The sequence below is a fragment of the Ruegeria sp. CDSC054 genome, assembly GCF_059610645.1.
In genome coordinates, this window is record NZ_JBXWOA010000001.1 from 487,018 (window position 1) to 502,367 (window position 15,350).

The 15,350-nt window shown below is 55.6% G+C and carries 15 protein-coding genes; 7 read left to right on the forward strand and 8 right to left on the reverse strand.

The genetic code is table 11. The annotated features are described in order from the left end of the window. Nucleotides 1–64 precede the first annotated feature (64 nt). From AC2FGC_RS02435 to AC2FGC_RS02460, 6 genes are all read left to right on the forward strand, one after another. A complete protein-coding gene (locus tag AC2FGC_RS02435; protein WP_496722548.1) occupies nucleotides 65–961 on the forward strand; it encodes a DMT family transporter in 897 nt (298 codons plus the stop codon). A gap of 49 nt (nucleotides 962–1,010) precedes the next feature. Next, on the forward strand, nucleotides 1,011–1,883 hold the full coding sequence (locus AC2FGC_RS02440; RefSeq protein ID WP_496722546.1) for an ATPase: 873 nt from the start codon (nucleotides 1,011–1,013) through the stop codon (nucleotides 1,881–1,883). 39 nt (nucleotides 1,884–1,922) lie between these two features. Next, nucleotides 1,923–2,840, forward strand: a complete 918-nt coding sequence (metA, locus tag AC2FGC_RS02445; RefSeq protein ID WP_058271457.1) for a homoserine O-acetyltransferase MetA — start codon at nucleotides 1,923–1,925, stop codon at nucleotides 2,838–2,840. Beyond that, nucleotides 2,830–3,783, forward strand: coding sequence for an alpha/beta fold hydrolase (locus AC2FGC_RS02450; RefSeq protein ID WP_496722544.1), 954 nt, complete (start codon nucleotides 2,830–2,832; stop codon nucleotides 3,781–3,783). Before metA ends, AC2FGC_RS02450 begins: the two co-directional genes overlap by 11 nt. A 49-nt stretch (nucleotides 3,784–3,832) precedes the next feature. Further along, on the forward strand, nucleotides 3,833–4,702 hold the full coding sequence (ppk2, locus tag AC2FGC_RS02455; protein ID WP_496722542.1) for a polyphosphate kinase 2: 870 nt from the start codon (nucleotides 3,833–3,835) through the stop codon (nucleotides 4,700–4,702). A gap of 103 nt (nucleotides 4,703–4,805) precedes the next feature. Beyond that, nucleotides 4,806–5,420 (forward strand): TetR/AcrR family transcriptional regulator, encoded by a 615-nt coding sequence (locus AC2FGC_RS02460; protein ID WP_058271885.1) that lies wholly within the window; start codon nucleotides 4,806–4,808, stop codon nucleotides 5,418–5,420. A gap of 8 nt (nucleotides 5,421–5,428) precedes the next feature. Here the strand turns inward: AC2FGC_RS02460 and AC2FGC_RS02465 are convergent, their stop codons facing one another. The 3 genes from AC2FGC_RS02465 to AC2FGC_RS02475 all read right to left on the reverse strand — a co-directional run bounded on the left by AC2FGC_RS02465 (nucleotide 5,429) and on the right by AC2FGC_RS02475 (nucleotide 7,822). Further along, a complete protein-coding gene (locus AC2FGC_RS02465) occupies nucleotides 5,429–6,487 on the reverse strand; it encodes an adenylate/guanylate cyclase domain-containing protein (protein ID WP_109311633.1) in 1,059 nt (352 codons plus the stop codon). Continuing rightward, nucleotides 6,484–6,852, reverse strand: a complete 369-nt coding sequence (locus AC2FGC_RS02470) for a group I truncated hemoglobin (protein ID WP_199528462.1) — start codon at nucleotides 6,850–6,852, stop codon at nucleotides 6,484–6,486. The genes AC2FGC_RS02465 and AC2FGC_RS02470 overlap by 4 nt, the downstream gene beginning before the upstream one ends. A gap of 127 nt (nucleotides 6,853–6,979) precedes the next feature. Then, nucleotides 6,980–7,822: a glycosyltransferase family 25 protein gene (locus AC2FGC_RS02475; RefSeq protein WP_496722539.1), complete on the reverse strand. Its 843-nt coding sequence runs from the start codon at nucleotides 7,820–7,822 to the stop codon at nucleotides 6,980–6,982. A 150-nt stretch (nucleotides 7,823–7,972) separates the two neighbouring features. Between AC2FGC_RS02475 and speB the strand changes: the two genes are divergently transcribed. After that, entirely contained in the window at nucleotides 7,973–8,947 is a 975-nt protein-coding gene (gene speB, locus AC2FGC_RS02480; protein WP_496781368.1) for an agmatinase, read from the forward strand. A 21-nt stretch (nucleotides 8,948–8,968) separates the two neighbouring features. On the opposite strand, the gene AC2FGC_RS02485 is transcribed toward speB, so the two are convergent. The 5 genes from AC2FGC_RS02485 to AC2FGC_RS02505 form a co-directional block, all read right to left on the reverse strand. Further along, nucleotides 8,969–10,189 (reverse strand): aminopeptidase P family protein, encoded by a 1,221-nt coding sequence (locus AC2FGC_RS02485; protein ID WP_496781369.1) that lies wholly within the window; start codon nucleotides 10,187–10,189, stop codon nucleotides 8,969–8,971. A 161-nt stretch (nucleotides 10,190–10,350) separates the two neighbouring features. Then, on the reverse strand, nucleotides 10,351–11,562 hold the full coding sequence (locus AC2FGC_RS02490; RefSeq protein ID WP_108858770.1) for an ABC transporter permease: 1,212 nt from the start codon (nucleotides 11,560–11,562) through the stop codon (nucleotides 10,351–10,353). A 5-nt stretch (nucleotides 11,563–11,567) separates the two neighbouring features. Then, the gene (locus tag AC2FGC_RS02495) at nucleotides 11,568–12,839 is read right to left on the reverse strand and encodes an ABC transporter permease (protein ID WP_496722532.1); all 1,272 of its coding nucleotides are present in this window, start codon (nucleotides 12,837–12,839) and stop codon (nucleotides 11,568–11,570) included. Between the two features lie 69 nt (nucleotides 12,840–12,908). Next, on the reverse strand, nucleotides 12,909–14,000 hold the full coding sequence (locus tag AC2FGC_RS02500; protein ID WP_496781370.1) for an extracellular solute-binding protein: 1,092 nt from the start codon (nucleotides 13,998–14,000) through the stop codon (nucleotides 12,909–12,911). Between the two features lie 112 nt (nucleotides 14,001–14,112). Further along, nucleotides 14,113–15,204: an ABC transporter ATP-binding protein gene (locus tag AC2FGC_RS02505; protein ID WP_496781371.1), complete on the reverse strand. Its 1,092-nt coding sequence runs from the start codon at nucleotides 15,202–15,204 to the stop codon at nucleotides 14,113–14,115. Between the last annotated feature and the right edge of the window lie 146 nt (nucleotides 15,205–15,350).

Consider the following 15,350-nt stretch of genomic DNA (forward strand, 5'->3'; position numbering starts at 1 on the left):
GGCGGGGTTTTTCTTTGCGCAAGTTTCGGGTCGAACATCGCCTTGGGGAATGCGAGAACGGGCTATGGAACCTCAAAAACACCTGTCTCCAAGGGCTTGGGCCGAACTGTTGCTTCTGGGCGTGATCTGGGGCGCATCCTTTATCTCGATCCGCGTCGCATTGGACACGATCCCCGTCATGACCTCGGTTCTGCACCGCGTATTCTGGGCGATGCTGGCGTTGTGGATCGTTGTCTGGGTTAAAAAGCTGAGTGTTCCTACCAGTCCGCGCATCTGGGGCGCATTCCTGATGATGGGGTTGTTGAACAATGCCATCCCCTTCTCGCTTATGGCTTGGGGGCAGCTTTACATCGAGACTGGCCTGACCTCGATCCTGAATGCCGCAACCGCTGTTTTCGGCGTTCTGATCGCTGCAATGTTCTTCAAGGACGAGCGATTGACCCTCGCGCGCGGAGTGGGCGTCGGTCTGGGATTTCTGGGTGTAGCAATTGCAATTGGCCTTAAGAATTTCGCAACTTTCAACCTTCAAAGCGTTGCCCAACTGGCAATCATCGCCGGAACAGTTTCTTACGCGTTGGCCAGCGCCTGGGCCAGAATCAAGTTGTCTGGCTTGTCTCCCATAGTTGCCGCAGCTGGCATGCTGACCGGCTCAACCATTCTGATTTTGCCTGTTTCCCTCGTGGTCGACGGGCTTCCCGTTTTGAACCTGCCGGTGATAACGTGGGCGGCCATTGCCTATTACGCTCTGATTGCAACCGCCGGAGCGTACTTGTTGTATTACCGCGTTCTGGCCATGGCCGGGGCCGGAAACCTGATGTTGGTAACGCTTGTCATACCGCCTGTTGCCATCGTTTTGGGCACTCTGGTGCGCGACGAAACCTTACCGCCGCAGGCCTTTTTGGGCTTTGCCGTGCTGGCGATCGGGCTATTGATTCTCAACTGGTCCCGCTCACGTGATTGACGCCGCCCCCTGCCCGTTTTAGCTAGGTCAGAAAAAGGGACAGCGGATAATGATCTACAGCTCGGCAAAGGACTGGCGCGAAGCGGCCCGGAAAAAAGTTCTGTTCTTCGGCATGTCTGGGCTGGGCAAGACCTATGTGTCGAACGTGCTGCGTGATTCCGGGGACTGGTTCCACTACTCGATCGATTACCGCATCGGCACCCGGTACATGGGCGAATACATCATCGACAATGCCAAGGCCGAGGCGATGAAGGTGCCCTTCCTGCGCGACCTGTTGCTGTCGGATTCGATCTATATCGGCTCGAATATCTCGTTCGAAAACCTGACACCGGTTGCGACCTATCTGGGCAAACCGGGAAACCCGGCGCACGGCGGGCTTGAGCTTACGGAATATCGTCGCAGGCAAGAACAGTTCCGCCTGGCTGAGATCCACGCCCTGCTAGACACCGAGTATTTCATCGACCGCGCCAAGCGTTTGTATCAATACCCGAACTTCATCTGTGATACCGGCGGGTCAATTTGCGAATGGGTCGATCCTGAGGACCCGGCTGATCATGTCTTGTCCGAGCTGTCCCGCCAAACCCTGATGATCTGGATTAAGGGCGATGAGGATCACACTGCAGAACTGATCCGCCGTTTCGATAAGGCCCCCAAGCCGATGTCCTATCAGGCAGAGTTTCTGACCCGGGTCTGGGACGAATACCTCACCGAACATGGTTACGCACCCGAGGACGTCGACCCGGACGCCTTTATCCGCTGGACCTATGCCCGCGCACTGGCGCACCGCCAACCGCGCTATCAGGCCATGGCGGACAATTGGGGTGTCACAGTCACCGCTGACGACATGCACAAGGTCCGCGATGCGGGTGATTTCGATGAGTTGATCGAACGCACCCTTGAGACCCGGACAAACCGGGCTTAATTACCGCCTCTACACAGTAACTCCAAAGGCTTGCACCTGATGCCGATCAAGATCCCTTCCGACCTGCCCGCTTACGACGTTCTCACCAAAGAGGGCGTCATGGTCATGGCTGCGGATCAGGCAATGCGTCAGGACATCCGCCCCTTGCGGATCGGATTGCTGAATCTGATGCCCAAGAAGATTCAGACCGAAAACCAGTTCGCGCGCCTGATTGGTGCCACGCCTCTGCAGATTGACCTGTCGTTGATCCGCATGACCGAACATCGCACCAGAAACACCGCCGCTGATCACATGGCCGAATTCTATCAACCGTTCCAAGAGGTTAAGGATCAGAAATTCGACGGCCTGATCATCACGGGCGCGCCAATCGAGCATCTGGAGTTCGATGACGTCACATATTGGGACGAAATGACCGAAGTATTCGAATGGACGCAGACGAACGTCCATTCCACCTTTGGCGTCTGCTGGGGTGGGATGGCGATGATCAACCATTTCCACGGCATCGACAAACAGGCGCTCGATGCCAAGGCGTTTGGTTGCTATCGGCACCAGAATCTGGCCCCTTCTTCCCCGTTTTTGCGTGGGTTTTCTGATGATTGCGTGATCCCGGTCAGCCGCTGGACCACAATGAACCAATCTGAGATCAACAGCGCGCCCGGCCTGACGACATTGTTGGGCAGTGATGAGGTCGGCCCCTGTCTGGTCGAGGACCCTTCGCATCGTGCGATCTATATCTTCAACCATTTCGAATATGACAGTGATACGTTGAAGCAGGAATATGATCGCGATGTCTCGAACGGGACACCCATCAACGTGCCGATGAACTACTATCCAGACGACGATCCATCACAACCGCCGCAAAACAGATGGCGCAGCCATGCGCATCTACTTTATGGCAATTGGATCAACGAGATTTACCAGTCCACACCGTTCAACATGGAAGACGTTGGTCATTAAAGTTCTGATATTCCTTGCCCTCGTCCTATCGGGTCTGATTCTGCTCACAGTCTGGCGCGCAGCACAGAATGAGGCTGCGGCTGAGGCTCGGTTTCCCCCCGAGGGTGAAATGGTGATGGTCGACGGTATCGCCGTCCATGCGGTGGTCATGGGCGACGGCCCCGATGTGGTTCTGATCCACGGATCCAGCGGTAACACCCGTGACATGACCTTTGCTCTTGCACCGATCCTGGCCGAGAACTTCCGTGTAATCGTGTTCGACCGACCCGGTCTGGGCTATAGCGATAGCTTCAATCCGGACGGCGAAACCATTGAAGAACAAGCGTTAATCCTGCAAAAGGCTGCAGCCAAATTAGGGGCGAAAAAACCTATTGTTGCAGGGCAAAGCTATGGCGGGTCCGTATCGCTGGCTTGGGCGGTCACCCGGCCCGACAACATTTCTGCCCTTGTTTTGATCGCACCGGCTGCGATCCCGTGGGAGACGCCGCTGGACGGTTTCAACAAACTGGCGTCGACTGAAGCGGGCAATACGCTGGCCCTGCCCCTGATCACCGCGTTTGTCCCTGAATGGTACGTGGAACAAGCGCTGGACAAAGTCTTTGCCCCGCAGACGGCACCCGCAGGGTATGCTCAGCATTTCGGCCCCGGCCTGACGATGCGACGCGCCTCGATGCATGCGAATGCCAAGCAACGGGCCAACCTGCTGGACGAAGTTCGCGCCCTGCAACCCCGATATGGGGAAATTTCCGTACCGACCGAAGTTGTTCACGGAACGGCTGACACCACTGTCAAGTTTGCCTGGCATGCAGAACAACTGGTCGACCAAATCCCTGACGCGGAACTGATCGAGCTTCCGGGTATTGGTCACATGCCGCAGGTTGTGGCTGCCCCCGAGGTCGCATCAGCTATCGACCGCGCGGCCGAGCGAGCGGGTTTGCGTTAAACCGCCAGCTAATCCATAGTAGGATATGGATTTTATGGCGAGGTAGCTAATGGCCCGTTCGGAAAAAGGTTCCATTGAAAAGTATTTCCGCAAGGACGCCCCGAAAGAGGTGCGATCAGCCATTGAAAACGCAAAGAAAGACGACATTCTAAACCCGACATATCCTTACGAAGAACGAATGAAGCGTAAGGATTACGACAAAGAGATGGATTTGCTGCAGATCGAACTGGTCAAAATGCAATCCTGGGTCAGGGAAACAGACAATCGCGTTGCAATCATTTTCGAAGGCCGCGATGCCGCCGGAAAAGGTGGTACGATCAAACGCTTTCGCGAGAACCTAAATCCGCGCGGCGCCCGCAACGTGGCGCTCAGCAAACCCTCTGATACCGAACGCAGCCAATGGTACTTCCAACGTTACGTTCAACATCTGCCTGCGGCAGGCGAAATCGTGTTCTTTGACCGCAGCTGGTACAATCGCGGTGTGGTCGAAAACGTCTTTGGTTTTTGCGAACCCGAAGAACGCGAACGTTTTTTCAGGCAAGTTCTGCCGCTTGAAACCGGACTGGTGAATGACGGGATCAAACTGTTCAAATTCTGGCTTAACGTCGGGCGCGCGGAGCAACTGAACCGCTTTCTGGCACGTGAGACAGATCCGCTAAAGCAATGGAAACTTAGCCCAATCGACATTGCGGGGCTTGGTAAGTGGGACGAGTACACGCAATCGATCTCGGAAAATCTGACCCGCAGTCACTCAGACCTTTGCCCTTGGACCATCATTCGCTCAGACGACAAAAAACGCGCCCGCATCGCGGCAATACGAACTGTTTTGCACGCGCTGGAATATGATGAAAAAGACAAGAAGGCTATTGGCAAGATCGATCCACTGATTTGCGGCGGACCCGAGGTGTTGGACGAGTGATGACATTTTCGCGCTCCATTGCTGCCAAGGGTTGGACGAACCGGCAGGCGTGGATTATGTCTTGGTTCCCCGGAACTTAAACAAAAAGGCTCGTGACACAGGCATGGCGAAACGCGGGTATCACCACGGCAATCTCAAGCAAGCCCTGATCGAGGCCGCTCTTTCGCTGATCGAAGAAAAAGGTCCGACAGGCTTTACCCTTTCCGAGGCCGCAAAGACCGCGGGTGTAACGCCTGCAGCTGTATACAGGCACTTTCAGGGACGCGAGGACCTGATTGCCGAGGCCGCCCGGCAGGGTTTCGAGATGTTTGCCGACTTGATGCAGTACGCCTACGACACGGGCCAACCCTCGGCCCTTGCTGCGTTTGAGGCAACCGGTCGGGCTTATCTGGCTTTTGCCCGCAAGCACCCTGGTCACTACATCGCCATGTTCGAAAGCGGGATTTCCGTTAACCGAACGCCTGAATTGGCGCTGGCCGCGAACCGGGCCAAGAGCGTCCTGGAGAAAGCGGCCGCAGATCTTTCGCAACACATCCCGCCAGAAAAACGGCCACCTGCGTCGATGTTCAGTGCTCATATCTGGGCCATGAGCCATGGCGTTGTTGAGCTTTATGCCCGAAACACAGGTGCCAGCTCTCCATTTCCGCCAGAGGATCTGTTGGAAAGTGGCATTGGAATATATTTGCGAGGTTTAGGTCTGGTTCCGCAGGACGATTGAGGTTCGAGCTAGAACCTGGGCCTTGGTGCCGGAACACTAAGGCCCGAGGTGACGTTAATCAGATCCATCTGCCCCATGCCCTTGATATCCACCGGCCCAATATCCGAGACCTGGAACTCGTCAATCAACGCGTATTTCATCTCTTCCGGGGCGACAATATTCATTGGGTTTGCAAAGACTTGCAGGCGTGAAGCAATGTTCACGGCCGGACCAAACACGTCGTAGACGTATTTCTGAATACCCACGACCGAGCCGACAGCCGGCCCCATTCCCAGACCGATCCGAGCCTGCCATTTATGCGGATGGCTTTCGTTGCGCCGTTCGAGATATCGCAAGAACCGCACCGCACAATGGGCCACGGCCGTCGCATGATCCGGTGTAGCGTCCGGCATACCCGAGACCGCCAGATAAGCGTCCCCGATAGTTTTGATCCGTTCGCACCCATATTGTTCGACGATCCTGTCGAAGGCCGTGAAAACATCGTTCAACTCGCTGAGTGTCACAGTCGGGTCGGTCTTTGCCGCAAAATCCGTAAAGCCCACAAAATCCAGCATCACGACCGAGACCTGATCGTAGAGCTGCGGCGTAACGACACCAAAGGTCTTGAACTCTTCGTACACAGCGCGTGGCATGAGGTTCAACAGCAGCCGTTCGACCCGCTCTTTCTCGCGTTCCAATTCGCGCGTGTTACGTTCGACCATGGTCGAATAGCTGTCGATCATGCTCTCAAGCTCGCGAATGCGGGTGATGTTCTGAAATTCGACCACCAGCACCTGTTCGGAAAGGCCGTTTGCCAAGGACACCGCGACCGCAAATATCAGCGTCCGGCGCTTGGGTTTGACCTGCAGCTCGACCGAATAGCGGAGGCCGGATTGTTTAACGTCTTCAAGCTCTTTTGGATCAAGGTCGGGAAAATAATCCAACAGGGTCTGACCTTCGGCCGGTGCCCCAAACCACTCGGTAAATGGACCGTTGTGAAACACGAAACCCAAATCCGAAGCCCGCACAACAGCGACGCCGACACCGATCGCGCGGAGCAGCTGTTCGTTTATGGCCAGAATACTCATGCGGCGTCGCGTGCCACGATGATGGCTCGTTTTGACTCGATGGCATCAAGGGCAATTTTTATATGCGCGTCTTCCATTCCATGCATCGACAGGGCTTCTCTGAAAAGCGCAGCCATCTCATCAAAATCGGCGTGAGAGATGTTCAGGTGACGATGAACCGCCTCGATCCTGTCATCGCTAAAGGATGCAGGTCCCCCAACCAGGGACGAAACGAACTTGGTCTGATGATCAATCAAACGGGGCATGTCTATGTCTTCGAAATGACCGCCGATCTGATCGGACTCCAACGCCATTTCGTAAAAGGTCATCACGATCCGCGAGATCGTTTTGAAACCACCGTATCTTTCGTAAATTGTCTGCCCCACGACACATAACCCAAACGTTATTCACCACTAACGTCACGAGATTATATCATATTGACAGTTTTGTTAACGCTTATGACGCGGATGCAACGCGGGATGTCCGTTTAGGTGGCGTTGGTGAGGCTTGAATTTACACGCCCAGATCGTCGGCGCAGGGGATGAACCCGACATATCCCCCCTGTTCCAGCAATCGCGTCTGCCCCCCCATGCGCCAATACAGCTTGCGCCGCGCCGCGACCAATTCCCGCCGAAGGCGGAACCAAAGCGGCCCCTTATCCAGCCCGCTGTTGGTTTTCTGGTCTTGGGATCGTTCACTGACCTTCACCTCTTCGACCGTGTGATCTTGCTGTTTCGACCAGATCATCTGCACCCCAACAGCCGGACAGCACTGATACATCCGCCAATCCGACCGTGGGATGGAGACGAAATCATCCAGGTGATCCGAATACTTTTCGGACCAATTCAGCAGTTTCTGGCAGGCCCGCTGAGAAAGCACATAGGCGGCCGCACTCGGCGCCATTTCCAGCATGGGCCGGACGATTACGCCTGCGATATGCGTCTCTGGACCAAAACGAAGGGGCTTGGGGGAATAGTCCAGCTTCACCATGTCAAAGGCATTCGGGGCCTCTAACAGTGCAGAAATCACAGATCCTGCCTGAACAGACATTTCGACGTCATCTTCGAAAATGGCCACCGCATTCAGGCTTTGATCCACCGCAGTCTGCCAAACCGCGCGATGGCTTTCGAAACAGGCGACTTCGCTTTGCGTCAAACCCCAGCGACTGCCCGTTCCGGCAACATAACCACTGGCGTCCACGACTCCGGGTATCTGGGCATCCGTCGCGCTGAACCGGGTGGCACCCTCCAAGCCGGCATGATTGAACTGCGTTTCCATGAAACTGCGGCGCGCTGGAACCCGATCTAGATTGATAAAAAAGGCACCCGTCTCTGGTGGCAATTCCTGACGTCCCACGGCGTTTCCTTTCAAGCGGTTACGCCAGATACACACCGGTGAGGCGGACAATCAAGTCCGCGCTTGGGCAATAAGCATTGCGTTATGCCTATTCAGAATTAGAAGCCCCGATTAAGCTGCGCTGGGAAAACAATAAACAGGATTCTTGGAATGACGTCTCATGGATATTCTGGCGGCCGCCTCAACCTTCCGTTTGTGGGCATTTCGACCTTTGGCAAGGCTCCGTATGTCGAGGATTGGGACAAAATCGAAGCCGACGTCGCCATCATGGGAGCCCCTTTTGATTTCGGCACGCAATGGCGTTCGGGCGCCCGTTTCGGCCCAAGGGCGGTGCGAGAGGCGTCGACCCTGTTCAGCTTTGGGCACGCAGGCGCGTATGATCACGAGGATGATGCTACCTACTTGGATGCGTCCGTCCGGATGGTCGATATCGGTGATGCGGATATCATTCACACCAAAACCGAAGAAAGCCACGCGAACATTCAGTTCGGTGTGGAAAAGATGCTGAACGCGGGCGCCCTGCCCGTCACTATCGGTGGAGATCACTCGATCAACATCCCGTGTATCAACGCTTTCGAGAAAGATTGCGAAAAAAACGGACCCATCCACGTTGTTCAGATCGACGCACATCTGGATTTCGTGGACGAACGGCATGGCGTGACCGCCGGACACGGCAACCCCATGCGGCGTGCAATTGAAAAGCCATACGTTTCGGGCATGACGCAACTGGGCATCCGGAACGTGTCGTCAACCGCCAAAGAAGGATATGAGGACGCCCGCGCCCGTGGGTCGGACATTTTGTCTGTTCGGCAAGTGCGCAAGCTCGGTACAGATGGCGTGTTGGCGCGCATCCCGGAAGGCGCCCGGTATTATGTCACGATTGATATCGACGCATTCTGCCCGTCCATCGCCTCTGGCACTGGCACGCCCAGCCACGGCGGGTTCCAGTACTATGATGTCTTGGAGATAAGTCAGGGGCTTGCGAAACGCGGAGACGTAGTCGGGATCGACCTGGTCGAAGTGGCTCCGAATTACGACCCGACCGAGAGCACGCAGATTCTGGCGGCTCAGGTTCTGCTGAACTTCATCGGATTCATCTTCCACGAACGTGGCAAGAAGGGCTGACCGCCCTTCCTGCCAGATCAATTATGCACTGATCGTGTTGTGTTCAGGGCCATAGGGGAAGCCGGTAATGTTTTCGGCACCGGTTTCCTCGACCACCAGAATATCGTGTTCCCGGTATCCGCCTGCACCCTTCTGACCTTCGGGAATCCACAGCATCGGTTCGATCGAGACGACCATGCCGGGTTCCAGAACCGTGTCGATGTCTTCACGCAATTCCAGACCTGCCTCGCGCCCATAGTAATGGCTGAGGATACCGAAGGAGTGGCCGTACCCAAAGGACCGGTACTGCAGCAGACCCTCGTCGGCAAAGAAACGGTTGATCTCTTCGCAGATTCCCGAGCAGGTCGCGCCGGGTTTAATCAGACTCAGACCCAACTCATGCGCGGCAACGTTGGCTTTCCAGATGCGCAGGCTATCGACGTCGGGTTCGCCTAGGAACAGAGTGCGCTCCAGCGCTGTGTAATAACCTGAAATCATCGGGAAAGTGTTCAGGGATAGGATATCGCCCTTTTCCAACGCGCGCTTGGTGACCGGGTTATGTGCGCCATCTGTATTCAGGCCTGACTGAAACCAAACCCATGTGTCGCGGTATTCGGCATCCGGATAGGCGCGGGCAATCTCGGCTTCCATTGCGTCACGCCCAGCCATGGCGATCTCGATTTCGGTCGCGCCTTCACGGATCGCGGCGTGGATAGCTGCGCCACCAACATCTGCAGTACGCGCGCCACCTTTGATCAATTCGATCTCTTCGGCTGATTTCACCATCCGTGCAGCCATCGTATCAGGCGCGATATCGATCAGTTCTGGTGCCCCCAGCATATCCAGCGCAGTGTCGCGCATTGCCAGGGTCATGTGGTCCCCCTCGATACCGACCCGGCGCGCGGACCCGATCAGGCTGGCCACGGCACGCCAGTAATTGTTCCGCTTCCAATCGGTGTAGATCACGTTCTCTTCGACCGACCGGCGCCAGGGCTGCCCGGCGTCGATATTGGCCGAAACCGTGGTACAGGCATCCTGCGTTACAACACAGCCGTAAGGGCGACCAAACGAGCAGTACAGGAAGCCCGAGTAGTAAGCGATGTTCTGCATCGACGTCAGCAGAACTGCGGGAATGTCCCGTGCCGCCATGGTCGCGCGCAGGCTGGCAAGGCGACGCTCGTACTCCGCCCGGCTGAATGGCAACGGCGCTTTGTCACCGTTATGGCAGGTGAAAAACTCGGGGCGGTTGTTTAGATCTTCCATCTTTGACTCTCCTCAACGCCGGACTGGCATCGCCCGGCCACAAGTCCCGGCGTTCAGGACGAGCGGCCTCGGGATCCGAGAGCCATGCACCCCGCGTTGCGTCACGACGCCATCGTGACCGGGGAGCATGGTGAAATCGCTAAATCAGCTTTTGAGTCGCGTCAAGCCGGGGTGAGCCCCCGCAGGCGTTCAGACCGCCGCCGCAGCAGTTCGACCGTGGTCAGCAGCGCGATCGAGATCACGACAAGGATGGTCGCAACGGCCAGAATGGTCGGGCTGATCTGTTCACGCAGGCCTGTGAACATCTGCCAAGGCAATGTCTTTTGGCTGGCTGATCCGACAAAGAGAACCACCACAACTTCGTCAAACGAAGTGATGAAGGCAAACAATCCGCCCGAGATTACACCCGGCAAAATCAGCGGCATCTGGATCTTGAAGAACGTCCGCACCGGACCTGCACCCATATTCGCAGCAGCCCGCGTCAGGGATTGGTCAAACCCGACCAGCGTTGCGGTCACCGTGATGATGACGAAGGGAATCCCCAGAACCGCGTGGGCCAGCACGACTTTCACATAGCCGACGAAGTTCTTGTTCATGCCCAGCGTACCTTCCAAAAAGCGGCCGATGTCGCTGTAGAAAAAGAACATACCCGTGGCCGAGATGATCAGCGGAACGATCATTGGCGAGATCAGAATGCCCATAATGGCCCGACGCCCCGGAACATGCGACTGGCTGAGACCTATCGCCGCCAGAGTGCCCAGCGATACCGAAATGATGGTCGCAATTGGTGCGATGATCAGCGAGTTCTTGAAGCTACGCTGCCATTCATTGTTGGTGAAGAAATCGCGGTAATGCTTCAGCGAATACCCTTCAGGGTCCAGACGCAACATTTCGGGCGTAAAGGTGAAAAAGTCCTGCGCATTGAAAGACAGCGGCAGAACCACAAGGATCGGCGTGATCAGGAACACGAAGATTGCCCCGCAGATCACCCGGAAAGTAAAATGCCACAACACCTGACCAGCCGTCATGTAAGGCAGCAATTTTTGCCGATAGCGCCCCTCGTAGAGCCAGAAGATGAAGAAGGCGAAGAACCACCCCGCCAGCAGCCCGACGATCAAGCCTGTAATGCCTGCGAAGAAAAACCCAATTGCAGCAAGACCAAGTATCGTAATCCAGCGCGCAACGCGTTCGTTGTCCAGCACGTTGATATACAGCCATGCCAGCCCTGCCATCAAAGCAGCGCCGATCAGGATGCCCAGCAGAACGTTGTCCTGCCCGGCTCCGACGAACATGCCCAGAAATCCTCCGGCGATTGCGACAGCCGGCAGAACCACCGACAACGGTTTGCGGGATATTGGTGTAAGTGCTGCCATATTCTTTATCCCAGCTTGACGTTATCAATGCCGACGATCTTGTCGTAGCACCAGTAGAGTAGAAGAACGACCGCCAGCAGGATCGTCCCCAGCGCCGCAGCCAGTCCCCAGTTCAGAGAGGATGAGATGTGGTACGCAATCCGGTTCGATATAAAGACACCTTTGGTGCCGCCAACGATCTCGGGTGTGATGTAGTATCCGATGGCAAGAATGAACACGAGGATCGAACCCGCACCGATACCAGGTATCGATTGCGGGAAGTAAATCCGCCAGAAGGTCGTCCAGTTGGTGGCACCCATGGATTTGGCCGCACGGGTGTAGTACGGTGGAATCGTCTGCATGACCGAATACATCGGCAAGATCATGAACGGCAACAGAATATGCGTCATCGCAATGATTGTGCCGAATTGATTGTTGATGATCACCAGCCTCGCATCATCGGCAACAAAGCCCAGCCAGACCAGCGTTTCGTTGATCACACCCTGCTGCTGCAACATCACTTTCCAGGCGGAGGTGCGCACAAGCAGCGAGGTCCAGAATGGTAGCAGCACCAAAATCATCAGCATGTTTGAAGCCCGCATCGGCAGATTGGCGAGCAGGTAAGAAACTGGATAGGCCAGCAGAATACAGGCCCCGGTAATGATCAGCGACATGAACAATGTCCGGCCGAACAGCTTGATGAGGATGCGCTTATCTTCGGGTTGCGCTTGCGCCCCTTCGGGTGTGCGCTGCATATCAATAGCGTTCAGAAAGTATCCATTGGTGATCGGCACCGCGTGCGTCTTGATCACGCGCCACGTGTCCACGTCCCCCCAACCATCGTGAATTTCGATCAATTTTTCCTTGAACGGGGCGTCAGCTTCCGTATCCAACCGCTTGATCTGGCGTCCAGATTTTCGGAACATCGACGACATTCCCGTCTGTTCGTAGTTCAAGCGGGTACCTAGTCTTGTGTGTTGCTTGGCGTCAACGGCAACAACCATGTCGCGAATAAATGCTTCATACAAAGCTTCGTCCGGCAATTCCCCGCTCTCGGCGTCCCATTGCTGTAACTCAACGACAGTCAAAGGAAGTGTCTCTGAGACTATCCCGTTTTCGACCGATCGGAATAGCATGGAAATGATAGGTATGACGAATGATAGCAGTACAAATAGCAAAAGTGGCGCAACTAGAGCCAACGCCCGCAATTTACGCCGACGCAATGAACGCGCCAGTGATTTCTTCAGCGGCGTACCATCTGCCGCCAACATCGGACCTGATTGAGTTGCGTCGCTCATCTGCGTTCCTTGATTTTTTGACGCCAGGGCCCAATTTGGCCCCGGCAGATTTTTTGGTTCAATCAGCGATTACTTCGCCAGCCAAGCCTGGAACTTTGCTTCGATGTCATCACGATAGTCAGCCCAGAACTCATAGTTGTACAGGAAAGTGTTCTTGGCGTTTTCCGGATCGGTCGGCATATGCGGTGCCATGTCGATACCCAGATCGGCGTGCTGACCGACCAGCGGAGCCGAAGATGCACGGGCCGGACCGTACGAGATGTACTTGGCCTGATCCGCCAGACGCTGCGTATCGGTGGCGAACATGATGTAGTCCAGCGCGCGCTTCTGACGCTCTTCGCTCAGGCCGGCGGGGATGATCCAACCATCCAAATCAAAGATCTGGGCATCCCACAGCATTGCAACGGGTTGCTTCTGCTCTTCGATCACGCTGAACAGGCGACCGTTGTAGGTCGATCCCATGATGATCTCACCGTCAGCCAGCAACTGCGGAGTGTCCGCGCCTGCAGACCACCAGACAACGTTGTCTTTGATTGTGTCCAGCTTGGCCAGGGCCTGATCTTGCCCTTCAGGAGTCGCCAGAACGTCATAGACGTCGTCTTTGGCAACGCCGTCACAGATCAGAGCCCATTCCATGTTGTTGATGGCACGCTTTTCAAGCGAACGCTTGCCAGGATAGGCTTCCAGATCGAAGACCGCGCAAACATCCGATGGCGGGGTGTCACCCACCAGATCCGTACGATACCCGAATGTGGTCGAATAAACGATTTGCGGGATGAAACACTCGCTGACCAACAAGTCACCGAAATCATCGGCAGCCGAGGTTCCGTCCGGTGCAGGTGCCAGCATGGTATCCGGGTCGATTTCCAGCGCCAGGCCTTCGTCGCACAGACGAATGGCGTCGGCGGCCACAACATCAACTACGTCCCAGGTGACGTTGCCCGCTTCGTTCATCGCGCGCAGCTTCGCAACCGCTTCGGCCGAGCTATCGTCGTTCAGAATGGTTACGCCGGTCTTTTCCGAATAGGGCTCGTGATAGGCTTTCAGCTGCGACTTTGAATATGCGCCGCCCCAAGAGACGATCGTCATCTCTTCGGCTGACGCGGCGCCGGCAACAGCCACAATCGCACCCGCCATAAGAGTGGTTTTAGTAACTTTCATCGTTAACTCCCTGTTTTTTCCCGTTTATCTTGATCATTGCGGTTGGGCCACGGGGTAACCCTCCCATGCCTTTCCCCGCACAATATGGTGCCATGAGCGGGGCAATTCCTGATCAGGCGTCCAATGCCCGGCAGTCGCGCGCAAGCCAGCCGATTTCGACTTCCTGGCCCGGTGACAGCTTGATAGCGTCCGGGGCGTTTCGCGTCTTGATGATGAAGTCGTCATTCCCGGCAACCGACAGACGGAAGCGGAAGACATCGCCCATGTAGATGAACTCTTTCACCGTTGCCTTCAGTGTATGCGCATCGGCGTGCAGGCGATCCTTGTTGAATTCCACCCGCTCAGGCCGGATTGACACTTTGGTCCGATCACCTGCCGCATGGACATTGACCGGCTTGGCGTCAATTTCAGATCCGTCATCCAGCGCCACAACACATTCGTCGCCGTTGATTGATTTAACAACGCCTTCCAATGTATTGTTTTCACCAATGAACTGGGCAACGAAACTGTTTTCAGGCTCTTCATACAGCAGATCCGGCGGCGCAAGCTGTTGAATGCGCCCATCGTCGAATACCGCAACGCGATCTGACATTGTCAGCGCCTCGGTCTGGTCGTGGGTCACGTAGACCGTCGTAATCCCAAGTTCATGGGCCAGACGCGTGATTTCAAACTGCATATGCTCACGCAGCTGTTTGTCGAGCGCGCCCAGTGGTTCATCCATCAGAACCAGCTCGGGCTCGAACACCAGCGCGCGGGCAAGGGCAATCCGCTGCTGCTGACCCCCAGACAATTGCGCCGGTCGACGGCTGCCAAAGGCCCCCATCTGCACCATATCAAGCGCCCGGCGGACCTTTTCTTCTCTTACGTCTTTGCCAATTTTCCGCACTTCCAGAGGGAACGACAGATTTTCTGCCACCGTCATGTGCGGAAAAAGAGCGTAATTTTGGAAAACCATGCCGATACCGCGCTTGTGCGGTGGGATATTATTGATCGGTCGCCCGTCCAACATAATCTCGCCATGGGTGGCTGTTTCAAATCCTGCCAGCATCATCAGGCAAGTTGTCTTGCCGGAACCCGAGGGCCCAAGCATTGTAAGAAACTCACCTTTCGGCATGGAAAGGTTAAGGTCTTTTACAACAAGGATCTCGCCATCATAAGATTTTTGGACATGCTGAAACTCGACGAACGCTGCGTCATTGGACATTTACCGATTAGTCTCCCCTGTGCAGTCCTTGCCTGCCCGGTTCATCCGGATCTCAAAGACTTGTCGAGGCCATTTAAGGACATGCAGGGTGCGGCACGCAACCAAAATATGACACGTAGGTAACGATTAAAAAGGAAGCAGCAGAG